Genomic DNA, 9,322 nt, shown 5'->3' with positions numbered 1-9,322 from the left:
CACGGCGTCCAGGTCGGGCGCGGCTACGCGCACGCGGCCGAAGCCGGCGTCGCGCGCGGCCTGGGCGATGCGCGGGTGCGTCGCCACGGCGGCGGCATTCGACCAGCCGGCCTGCGGCGCCAGGGCGCAAAGGTTGGCCACCGCCTCGGAGCTGCTGAACAGCCAGGTCGCCACGCCATCGAGGCCGGCCTGCACGGTGCGGCGGCCGGCGTCGTCCAGCACCGGCGCCAATCGGCGGTAGACGGGCAGTTGCACGGCGACGCCGCCCGCGCCCTCGATCTGGCGCGAGAGCCAGTCGCGGCCAGCGGCGCGGCCCTGCGCATCGGCGCCGCGCACCAGCCAGACGCAGGTGCCCGGCGCGACCTGGCCGTGGACGCGGGCCCACAGCGCTTCCGAATCGAAGGGGCCGTCGGCCGGCGGCTGGTCGATGCACGCGGCGGGCACGCCCGCCTCGGCCAGCGCGCGGGCCGTGCCAGGACCGGTGGCCCAGCAGCGACAGCCGGCCACGGCCGCGGGCGGCCCGGCGGCAAAGAAATGCCGCACCGCGGCGGCGCTCACGAACATCAAGGTCTGCGGCGGCGCACCGGCCGGCCAGGCGACCGGGCCGGCCAGTGGCGCGATCGCGATCAGCGGCAGGGCCCGCGCATCGATGCCGCGCGCGCGCAGCGCCTCGGTCCAGCGCGTGGCCTCGGGCTCGGGCCGCGTGACGATCAGCGACGGCGTCGCGGGCATGGCTGGCGGTGGCAGAGCGCGGAGAGCGGGTGGCGACCCGACTCAGCCGAGCCGGGCGCCCCCGGCCTGCAGCCGACGGGCCGCCTCGGTGCCCAGGGCCTCGGCGGCGTCCAGACCGTCGGCGATGCCGCTCAGCTCCGTGCGCACCAGGGCGCCGGCCTGCCCGACATCGCCCCAGGCGGCGCGCACCTGCAGGCGGCCGTCGCCCAGGTCCTGCGCGAAGGCGGCCAGCGGCATGGAGCAGCTGCCGCCCATGGCGCGGCTGACGGCCCGCTCGGCCGCCACGCGGCGCCAGGTCGTGCCGTGGACCAGCGGGGCCAGCGCGGCACGCAGCTCGGGCCGGTCGGCACGGATCTCGATGCCCAGTGCGCCCTGGCCGGCGGCCGGCAGCATCTGCTCGGGCTCGAAGATGGTGCGGATGCGCGCGGCCAGGTCCAGGCGCAGCAGGCCGGCGGCGGCCAGCACGATGGCGGCGTACTGGCCCTCGTCGAGCTTGCGCAGCCGGGTGTCGAGGTTGCCGCGCAGCGGCTCGATGCGAAGGTCGGGCCGCAGCGCGAGCAGCAGCACGGTGCGGCGCAGGCTGGAGGTGCCGACGACGGCGCCCTCGGGCAGGTCTTCCAGCCGCGCATGGCGGGGCGAGACGAAGGCGTCGCGCGCGTCCTCGCGCTCGAGCACGGCCGCCAGCTCGAAGCCGGCGGGCAGCTCCATCGGCACGTCCTTGAGCGAATGGACGGCGATGTCGGCGCGGCCTTCTTCCAGCGCCGTTTCCAGTTCCTTCACGAACAGGCCCTTGCCGCCGACCTTGCTCAGCGTGCGGTCCAGGATCTGGTCGCCGCGCGTGGTCATGCCCAGCAACTCGACGGTGTGGCCCAGCGCTTGCAACAGGGCACGCACATGCTCGGCCTGCCAGAGGGCAAGACGGCTTTCGCGCGTGGCGATCACGATGTGGCTCACGGGCCGGTCTCCACGGGGTTCTGCTGGGCCGGCGATGCTAGCATGTTGCGCCGCAACAACGATTGTCGGCACACCCTACAACCACGCGAAGAGGAGAGCCCGCATGCCGTCCGTCCCCCGGTCGAAGAGCACGAAGAAGTCCAGCGAGCGAAGCGCCCCCGCCCCGGCGCCGCGCAAGGCCACCGACGATGCCGCGCTGATCGACGACATCCGGCTGCTGGGCCGCATCCTCGGCGACGTGATCCGCGACCAGGAAGGCGCGGACAGCTTCGAGCTGGTCGAGAAGGTGCGCACGCTCTCGGTCGCTTTCCGCCGCGACGCCGACCAGTCGGCCGACCGGGCGCTCAAGCAGCTGCTTAAGGGCCTGTCGGCGGCGCAGACGGTGCAGGTGATCCGCGCCTTCACCTACTTCAGCCACCTGGCCAATCTGGCCGAAGACCGCCACCTGATCCGCCGCCGCACCGAGGCCGAACGCGCCGGCGAGGCCATCGACGGCAGCCTGGACGTGGCCCTGGCGCGCATCCGCAAGGCGGGCGTGACGGCCGACGAGGTGGTGGGCACGCTGGCCCACAGCTACCTGTCGCCGGTGCTCACCGCCCACCCGACCGAGGTGCAGCGCAAGTCCATCCTGGACGCCGAGCGCGGCATCGCCCAGCTGCTGACCGCGCGCGACGAGATCAAGCAGCGCCAGGCCCTGTTCGCCGGCCAGAAAGACACGCTCACGCCGCGCGAGCTGGACGAGAACGAGGCCCTGCTGCGCACCCGCGTCGTGCAGCTGTGGCAGACGCGGCTGCTGCGCTTCACCAAGCTCACGGTGGCGGACGAGATCGAGAACGCGCTGTCCTACTACGAAGCGACCTTCCTGCGCGAGATCCCCAAGGTCTATGCCGCGCTGGAGAAGGCGCTGGGCGCGGAGCACATCGCCTCCTTCTTCCGCATGGGCCAGTGGATCGGCGGCGACCGCGACGGCAATCCCAACGTGACGGCCGAGACGCTCGAATATGCCCTGCGCCGCCAGTGCGAGCTGGCGCTGCGCCACTACCTCACCGAGGTGCACTACCTGGGCGGCGAGTTGTCGATGTCGGCCACGCTGGTCGACGTGACGGTGGAGATGCAGGCCCTGGCCGAGGCCTCGCCCGACCCCAACGAGCATCGCCACGACGAGCCCTACCGCCGCGCGCTGACCGGCATCTACGCCCGCCTGGCCGCCACGCTGCGCGACCTGACCGGCGGCGTGGCCGCGCGCCATGCGGTGGCGCCGCAGAACCCCTACAAGTCGGCCGAGGAGTTCCTGGCCGACCTGCGCACCATCGAGGAATCGCTGGTCGACAAGCACGGCGGCGTGCTGCTCGACCAGCGCCTGCGTCCGCTGATGCGCGCGGTGGAAGTCTTCGGCTTCCACCTGGCCACGGTGGACCTGCGCCAGAGCTCCGACAAGCACGAGGCCGTGGTCGCCGATCTGCTTGCGGTGGCGCGCATCGAGCCCGCCTACGCCGATCTGTCCGAGGAGCACAAGCAGGCCCTGCTGCTGAAGCTGCTGAACGACGCCCGCCCGCTGCGCGTGCCCGGCGCCAGCTACCAGCCGCTGACGGTGAGCGAGGTGGCGATCTTCCAGCAGGCGCTGGAATCGCACCGCCGCTACGGCCGCGCCGCCATCCGCCACTACATCATCAGCCACACCGAGACCGTGAGCGACCTGCTCGAGGCCATGGTGCTGCAGAAGGAAGTGGGCCTGCTGCGCGGCACGCTGCAGGAGGACGCGGTGTGCGACCTGATCGTCGTGCCGCTGTTCGAGACCATCGCCGACCTGCGCAATGCGGCGCCCATCGTGCGCGCCGTCTACGAACTGCCCGGCGTGCGCGCCATGATCCAGCGCTCGGGCGGCGAGCAGGACATCATGCTGGGCTACAGCGACAGCAACAAGGACGGCGGCATCTTCACCAGCAACTGGGAGCTGTACCGCGCCGGCATGGCGCTGGTGACGCTGTTCGACGAGATGAACGAGGGCCGCAAGGACGGCATCCGCCTGCGCATGTTCCACGGCCGCGGCGGCACCGTCGGCCGCGGCGGCGGCCCGAGCTACCAGGCCATCCTGGCGCAGCCGCCCGGCACCGTGCGCGGCCAGCTGCGCCTGACCGAACAGGGCGAGGTCATCGGCTCCAAGTACGCCAACCGCGAGATCGGCCGACGCAACCTGGAGACGCTGGTCGCGGCCACGCTGGAGGCCACCTTCCTCGGCTCCACCAAGTCCGCGCCCGCGGCCTTCATCAATGCCGCGTCGACCATCTCGCAGGCCAGCATGGACGCCTACCGCGCGCTGGTCTACGAGACCCCCGGCTTCGTCGACTACTTCTTCGGCTCGACGCCCATCCGCGAGATCGCCGAACTCAACATCGGCTCGCGCCCGGCCTCGCGCAACCCCATGCGCAACATCGAAGACCTGCGCGCGGTGCCGTGGAGCTTCAGCTGGGGCCAATGCCGCCTGACCATCAACGGCTGGTACGGCTTCGGCAGCGCGATCCAGGCCTTCCTGGGCGAAGCCAAGGACAGCGCTGGCCGCAAGGAGCGCGAGGCGCTGCTGCAGAAGATGTACGCCCAGTGGCCCTTCTTCCGCACCCTGCTGTCCAACATGGACATGGTGCTGGCCAAGAGCGACCTGCAGCTGGCCGCGCGCTATGCCGAGCTGGTCGGCGAGCGCAAGCTGCGCCAGAAGGTGTTTTCGATGATCGAGGCCGAATGGCGCCGCACCTCCGATGCGCTGACGCTCATCACCGGCGCGAAGCAGCGGCTGGAGGGCAATGCCGAGCTGCAACGCTCTGTGCGCCACCGCTTCCCCTACATCGACCCGTTGCACCACCTGCAGGTGGAGCTGATGCGGCGCTTCCGCGGCGGCGACGGCAGCGAGCGGCTGCAGCGCGGCATCCACCTGTCGATCAACGGCGTGGCGGCGGGCTTGCGCAACACGGGCTGAGGCTTGTTGCTGCCTGCGGGCGGAACTAATATGGGCACCCATATTCAACGATATGGGTACCCCTATGAAGACCACGATCGAACTCCCCGATCCACTCTTTGCCCAGGCCCGGCGCTATGCCGACGCCCACAACATGAGCATGAAGGCCCTGATCGAGCAGGGCCTGCGCACCGTCATGGCCGAGAAGAAGGCCACCAAGCCCTTCAAGCTGCGCGACGGCAGCGTGAGCGGCCAGGGCCTGTCGCCCGCCTGGCGCGACGCGGGTTGGGAGCAGATGCGCGACGCCCTGTACGGCCCCGGCGAGGGGCGCGGCGCGTGATCGCCGTCGACACCAACATCCTGGTGTATGCGCACCGCGCAGACAGCCCCTTCCATGCGGCGGCTGCCGCACGCATGGCCGAGCTGGCCGAAGGCAGTGCCGCCTGGGCCATCGCCTGGCCCTGCCTGCACGAGTTCTATGGCATCGCCACGCATCCGCGCGTGTACGCGCCGCCGAGCACGCCGGCGCAGGCCCTGCGGCAGATCGATATCTGGCTGGAATCGCCGACGCTGCATCTGCTCGCCGAGTCGCCGGATCACTGGCCTCGTCTGCGCGGCCTCATCGCCGACGCCCGGCTGCAGGGGCCGATGGTGCACGACGCGCGCATCGCGGCGCTGTGCCTCGGCCATGGCGTGCGCGAGCTGTGGAGCGCCGACCGCGATTTCAGCCGCTTCCCCAGCCTGCGCGTGCGCAATCCGTTGATCGGCTGACGCTGCATCGGGTATCCGGAAAGAGCGCCGGCGCGCCGTCGCGTCCCGCCATTCGCTGACGGAATAGCGCTTATCGCCCGCCCGCGTCTTCTGCGTTCGCCCCGCCCTTCCTAGAGTGCGGTCCATCGAACGAGGAGACCACTCATGGCAAGAATGACCGCGGCCCAGGCCGCCGTGCTGGTGATGGAACGCGAGGGCATCGTGCAGGCCTTCGGGGTGCCCGGCGCCGCCATCAATCCGCTGTATGCCGCGCTGCGGGCGCATGGCGGCATCGGCCACATCCTGGCGCGGCACGTCGAGGGCGCCTCGCACATGGCCGAGGGCTACACCCGCGCCGTGGCAGGGAACATCGGCGTGTGCATCGGCACCTCGGGGCCGGCGGGCACCGACATGATCACGGGGCTGTATTCGGCCTGGGCCGACTCCATTCCCATCCTGTGCATCACCGGCCAGGCACCGCGGGCCCGGCTCTACAAGGAAGACTTCCAGGCCGTGGACATCGAGTCCATCGCCAAACCGGTGACCAAATGGGCCGTCACCGTGCGCGAGCCCGCGCAGGTGCCGCAGGTCTTCCAGCAGGCCTTCCACCTGATGCGCTCGGGCCGCCCCGGGCCGGTGCTCATCGACCTGCCCTTCGACGTGCAGATGGCCGAGATCGAGTTCGACATCGACACCTATGCACCGCTGCCCGCCTACAAGCCGGCCGCCACGCGGGCGCAGATCGAGAAGGCACTGGCCATGCTGGCCGCGGCCGAGCGGCCGCTGATCGTGGCCGGCGGCGGCGTCATCAATGCCGACGCCGGCGCACTGCTGGTGCGCCTGGCCGAGCTGACCGGCGTGCCCGTCATCCCCACGCTGATGGGCTGGGGCAGCATCCCTGACGACCATCCGCTGATGGCCGGCATGTGCGGCCTGCAGACCAGCCACCGCTACGGCAACGCCACGCTGCTGGCCAGCGACTTCGTGCTGGGCATCGGCAACCGCTGGGCCAACCGGCACACCGGCTCGGTCGATGTCTACACGCGGGGCCGCACCTTCGTGCACGTGGACATCGAGCCGACGCAGATCGGCCGCGTGTTCATGCCCGACTTCGGCATCGTCTCGGATGCCGGCGCCGCGCTGGCCCTGTTCGTCGAAGTGGCTGAGTCGATGACGGCCGAGGGCCGCCTGCCCGACCGCAGCGCCTGGGCCGCCGAATGCCGCGAGCGCAAGCGCACGTTGCTGCGCAAGACCGACTTCGCCGAGGCGCCGATGAAGCCGCAGCGCGTCTACCAGTGCATGAACCGGCACTTCGACCGCGAGACCTGCTACGTCAGCACCATCGGCCTGTCGCAGATCGCCGCTGCGCAGTTCCTGCACGTGTATCGGCCGCGCCACTGGATCAACTGCGGCCAGGCCGGGCCGCTCGGCTGGACGGTGCCGGCCGCCCTGGGCGTGCGCGCGGCCGATCCGTCGCGCCGCGTGGTGGCGCTGTCGGGCGACTACGACTTCCAGTTCATGGTCGAGGAGCTGGCAGTGGGTGCGCAGTTCAAGCTGCCCTATCTCCACATCGTGGTCAACAACAGCTACCTGGGCCTGATCCGGCAGGCGCAGCGCGGCTTCGACATGGACTACTGCGTTCAGCTGGGCTTCGAGAACATCAATGCCGCGGCCGACGCCGGCATCGAGCGGCACTACGGCGTGGACCACAAGAAGGTGGTCGAGGGCCTGGGCTGCAAGGCGATCCGCGTGCAGCGGCCGGAGGAGATGCAACCCGCGCTGGACCAGGCCGAGGCGCTGATGGCCGAGCACCGCGTGCCGGTGGTGATCGAGGTGATGCTGGAGCGCGTGACCAACATCGCCATGGGCACCGAGATCGACGCCATCCGCGAATTCGAGCCGCTGGCCGAGGGCCTGGCCGACGCACCGACGGCCATCGCCGCGGCCATGCTCGATTGAGAAGGTGCGAGCGAACCCGCCATGGCCGCTCGGCCACGCCGGATTCACTCACGCCTGCTGAGCACCGTCCCATTTCGAAAACAAGAGACCGCCATGCCCCGCTTCGCCGCCAACCTCACCATGCTGTTCACCGAGCTGCCCTTCCTGCAGCGCTTCGAGGCCGCCGCCCGCGCCGGCTTCGAGGGGGTGGAATACCTCTTCCCCTACGACTTCGAGACCCGCGAACTGGCCGAGGCGCTGCGCGCCCACGGGCTCGTGCAGGTGCTGCACAACCTGCCGGCCGGCGACTGGGCGGCGGGCGAGCGCGGAATCGCCTGCCATCCGGACCGCGTGGGCGAGTTCCGCGACGGCGTGGGCCGCGCCATCGGCTATGCGACGACGCTGGGCTGCCCGCAGCTCAACTGCCTGGTCGGCAAGCTGCCCGAGGGCGCGACGCTCGGCGACGTGCAGCCGGTGCTGGTCGACAACCTGCGCTTCGCGGCACGCCAACTCGAAGCAGCCGGACTGCGGCTGCTGGTCGAGCCCATCAACCACTTCGACATTCCCGGCTTCGCGCTCAACCGGACCGATCAGGCGCTCGCCCTGCTCGATCAAGTCGGCGAGGCCAACCTGCGCATCCAGTACGACGTCTACCACGCCCAGCGCATGGAAGGCGAACTGGCCAACACGCTGAGCCGGCACCTGGCCCGCATCGGCCACATCCAGGTGGCCGACAACCCGGGCCGCGGCGAGCCCGGTACGGGCGAGATCAACTACCGCTGGCTGCTCCAGCACATCGACGCCCTCGGCTACGACGGTTGGATCGGCTGCGAATACAAGCCCCGCGCCAGCACGCAGGAAGGGCTGGGCTGGCGCAGCGCACTGGCCGCCTGAGCCGCACAGGCCGCACGGGCCGCGCAAGAACCATCGAAGGAGACCACAGCCATGAACAGTCACACCCCAACCGACCCCAGCACCAGCACCCGCCCCGGCAGTGCCCTCACCGCACCCCGCCGTATCGGCTTCATCGGCCTGGGCATCATGGGCACGCCCATGGCCGGCCACCTCGCCGCGGCCGGCCACACGCTCTTCGTCCACACCCGCGGCCAGGTGCCGGCCGCCCTCTCCGGCCGGGCCGAGGTCTGCACCAGCGCGGCCGAAGTGACGCGCCATGCGGAGGTCGTCTTCCTCATGGTGCCGGACACGCCCGACGTGGAGAAGGTGCTGTTCGGCGCGCACGGCGTGGCCGAGGGGCTGGCGGGCGCAGGCGGCGGCGCGGGCAGGACGGTGGTGGACTGCAGCTCCATCGACCCCATCGCCACGCAGGACTTCGCCCGCCGCATCGCCGCCCTGGGCGCCGGCTACGTGGATGCGCCGGTCTCCGGCGGCGAGGTCGGCGCCAAGGCGGCCAGCCTCACGATCATGTGCGGCGGCGACCAGGCCGTGTTCGACGGCGTGCTGCCGCTTCTGAAGACGATGGGCAAGAACGTGACCCGCGTGGGCGACGCGGGCGCGGGCCAGATCACCAAGGTGGCCAACCAGATCATCGTGGCGCTCAACATCGCGGCCGTGGCCGAGGCGCTGGTCTTCGCCAGCAAGGCCGGCGCCGACCCGGCCAGGGTGCGCCAGGCGCTGATGGGCGGCTTCGCGGCCAGCCGCATCCTGGAGGTGCATGGCGAGCGCATGATCACCCGCAGCTTCGCGCCGGGCTTCCGCATCGCCCTGCACCAGAAGGACCTGAACCTCGCCATGCAAAGCGCCCGCAGCCTGGGCGTGGCCCTGCCGCAGACGGCCGGCGCGGCGCAGCTGATGAACGCCTGCGCCGCCCTCGGCCATGGCCAGGCGGACCATGCCGCGCTGGTGCGCGCGCTGGAGGCCATGGCGCAGCATCCGGTCGCCCCCGACGCAGACTGACCGGCAGCCCGCCTCCGGCGCTCGGCTTTCTCGAGGCGTCCTTGGCGGGCCGAGCCGCCCAGCCCATCCACACCGTCCTGCCAC

8 protein-coding genes are annotated in these 9,322 nt (G+C 71.2%); 6 read left to right on the top strand and 2 right to left on the bottom strand.

Annotation, left to right across the window (positions count from 1 at the left end; translation table 11 throughout):
* Together NS331_RS00960 and hemC are read right to left on the bottom strand one after the other, a co-directional pair.
* The coding region (locus NS331_RS00960) for a uroporphyrinogen-III synthase (protein WP_058640154.1) at positions 1–732 on the bottom strand (732 nt) is incomplete at its 3' end.
* Between the two features lie 42 nt (positions 733–774).
* Positions 775–1,686 carry a hydroxymethylbilane synthase gene (gene hemC, locus NS331_RS00955; RefSeq protein WP_058640153.1) on the bottom strand — a complete coding sequence of 304 codons (912 nt, stop codon included), beginning with the start codon at positions 1,684–1,686 and terminating at the stop codon, positions 775–777.
* A gap of 103 nt (positions 1,687–1,789) precedes the next feature.
* Here hemC and ppc point away from each other — a divergent pair, with 103 nt between their 5' ends.
* The 6 genes from ppc (at position 1,790) to NS331_RS00925 (ending at position 9,238) form a co-directional block, all read left to right on the top strand.
* Positions 1,790–4,657 carry a phosphoenolpyruvate carboxylase gene (gene ppc, locus NS331_RS00950; RefSeq protein ID WP_058640152.1) on the top strand — a complete coding sequence of 956 codons (2,868 nt, stop codon included), beginning with the start codon at positions 1,790–1,792 and terminating at the stop codon, positions 4,655–4,657.
* A 64-nt stretch (positions 4,658–4,721) separates the two neighbouring features.
* Positions 4,722–4,976 (top strand): DUF2191 domain-containing protein, encoded by a 255-nt coding sequence (locus NS331_RS00945; RefSeq protein WP_058640151.1) that lies wholly within the window; start codon positions 4,722–4,724, stop codon positions 4,974–4,976.
* Complete coding sequence (locus NS331_RS00940; protein WP_058640150.1) at positions 4,973–5,407, top strand: type II toxin-antitoxin system VapC family toxin; 435 nt, start codon at positions 4,973–4,975, stop codon at positions 5,405–5,407. The genes NS331_RS00945 and NS331_RS00940 overlap by 4 nt, the downstream gene beginning before the upstream one ends.
* A gap of 144 nt (positions 5,408–5,551) precedes the next feature.
* Positions 5,552–7,345 (top strand): glyoxylate carboligase, encoded by a 1,794-nt coding sequence (gcl, locus tag NS331_RS00935; RefSeq protein WP_058640149.1) that lies wholly within the window; start codon positions 5,552–5,554, stop codon positions 7,343–7,345.
* Between the two features lie 93 nt (positions 7,346–7,438).
* Positions 7,439–8,218 (top strand): hydroxypyruvate isomerase, encoded by a 780-nt coding sequence (gene hyi, locus NS331_RS00930; protein WP_058640148.1) that lies wholly within the window; start codon positions 7,439–7,441, stop codon positions 8,216–8,218.
* A gap of 51 nt (positions 8,219–8,269) precedes the next feature.
* Positions 8,270–9,238 carry a 2-hydroxy-3-oxopropionate reductase gene (locus tag NS331_RS00925; RefSeq protein ID WP_058640147.1) on the top strand — a complete coding sequence of 323 codons (969 nt, stop codon included), beginning with the start codon at positions 8,270–8,272 and terminating at the stop codon, positions 9,236–9,238.
* Positions 9,239–9,322: the final 84 nt, after the last annotated feature.

It is taken from the genome of Pseudacidovorax intermedius (genome assembly GCF_001476815.1).
GTDB lineage: Bacteria > Pseudomonadota > Gammaproteobacteria > Burkholderiales > Burkholderiaceae_C > Xenophilus > Xenophilus intermedius_A.
Note: the sequence above shows the minus strand (reverse complement) of the source record. Positions and strands in the feature narration are given on the sequence as shown.